The sequence below is a fragment of the Hydrogenophaga sp. genome (genome assembly GCF_041633695.1).
GTDB lineage: Bacteria > Pseudomonadota > Gammaproteobacteria > Burkholderiales > Burkholderiaceae_C > Hydrogenophaga.
Genome location: NZ_JBFJMY010000709.1, coordinates 1 through 1,428, shown reverse-complemented (window position 1 = coordinate 1,428; position 1,428 = coordinate 1). Strand labels below are relative to the sequence as shown.

General features: G+C 62.0%; 3 protein-coding genes. All 3 read left to right on the top strand.

The window, feature by feature from the left end; translation table 11 throughout:
• The first annotated feature begins 428 nt into the window (after positions 1-428).
• Complete coding sequence (locus ABYB95_RS23455) at positions 429-632, top strand: hypothetical protein (protein ID WP_372662770.1); 204 nt, start codon at positions 429-431, stop codon at positions 630-632.
• 154 nt (positions 633-786) lie between these two features.
• Positions 787-987, top strand: coding sequence for a GNAT family N-acetyltransferase (locus ABYB95_RS23450; protein ID WP_372662773.1), 201 nt, complete (start codon positions 787-789; stop codon positions 985-987).
• Between the two features lie 93 nt (positions 988-1,080).
• Positions 1,081-1,428, top strand: a 348-nt coding sequence (locus tag ABYB95_RS23445; protein WP_372662768.1) for a serine hydrolase, incomplete at its 3' end; no start/stop codon positions are given.

Below are 1,428 nucleotides of genomic sequence, written 5' to 3'. Positions count from 1 at the left end.
TAGTTGGGGTCAACGCCCTCGCTGATGTGGTAGCGCACGCGCGGCAAATCCCCCGCCAGCGCGGCTTGGTACAAATCTTTCCAATCGCCTGCGGACATAGCCTTCCTTGTAGTGCGTTTGTTTAACGAACGGAATACCCCGCACCCCAGCGACGCGAGCCGGTTTGCAGGGGCAGGGCTTCTCGTTGGATGGGCTGTTGTGCAGCGCCTGCGCCGTACCGAATGTGCCACGGCGCCCGACCAACCGGGACGCTTACACAAAAGCCCAAAGAAGCTCGACTTTGCCGCCGCTTTGCACCGTTTTACCGCTGTGGCGCAAGCCGAAGATGTGGTTGTGCCTTGACTGAGCGACCAAAGGCATACGGGGCCCGTGGCAGTGGGCACAGGCCCTGGTAATGACAGGTTGCCGCTCCCTACTGGGGAATGCACATGAAATCCCAAAGCGAAACGTCCGCAAATCAACTGCTTTTTGCGTCACTGTTCAATCCCGGCCGAGGCGTGTCGATTCCTTGCGACGCCGACGGTGCAGTGGATTTGAACGAGCTCTCTGAACGGCTCCGAAACGCATACCTGGGCGCACGCGCGCTGGTGGGCCGGGAGTACGCATTTCCGACCGTCGAAGTGGTGCATTGAGCTGGACTGGCGCGCCAGGTCGCATCCTGTAAATTGCAAAGACATGCCGGGCGGATGCCCGTCTTTGGGCGGTCCGTTCAAGGGCAAGGGCCGGGTTCAGCGGAATCTGGACTTTGGTTGAAGAAGATCTGGTGGCGGCCATCCGCGAAAGGGCATAGCTACCCTGCTGATGGCGCATATCCACGCAGAGGCCCGGTGTCTGGGCTTGGCCGAGCTGACGTCGAACGTGAGCAAGACCGCAGAGCCCTTTTTCGCCCGCACCGGCTTTCATGTTGTCGAGCGGCGGTTTCCGGTCCGTCGGGGTGTGACCCTTGAAAATGCGCTGATGCGCAAAACGCTTTCATCTCAGGGGTGAGCGGCGCACGCCGTGGCCGCAGATCTGGCATATTGCCGCCAGGCGCCGATCGGCGACGCTCCAAGCCGATGGCCTCATCCCATACACCCCGCCATGTCTTTCTCTCTCATATGGAACGGTTCGCAGGTGCACAACGATGGGCACGATGCGATCGTTCCCTGGTGGAGCTTTACCAAGACCGTGCTATCGGCTGCGGCGCTGTCACTGGTGCGTGACGGCTGGGTGCGGCTGGATGATGCGGTCCCCGAAGGGCCGTTCACGCTGCGGCAGCTGCTGAGACACGAGGCCGGGTTGGCGGATTATGGCGAGTTGACCGAATACCACGCAGCCGTTGCCCGAGGCGAAACGCCATGGGCGGTGGATGCCATGCTGGAACGCATCGAGGCCACGCGGCTGCGCTACGCCCCGGGGGCCGGTTGGCGGTATTCGAACGTCGGCTAC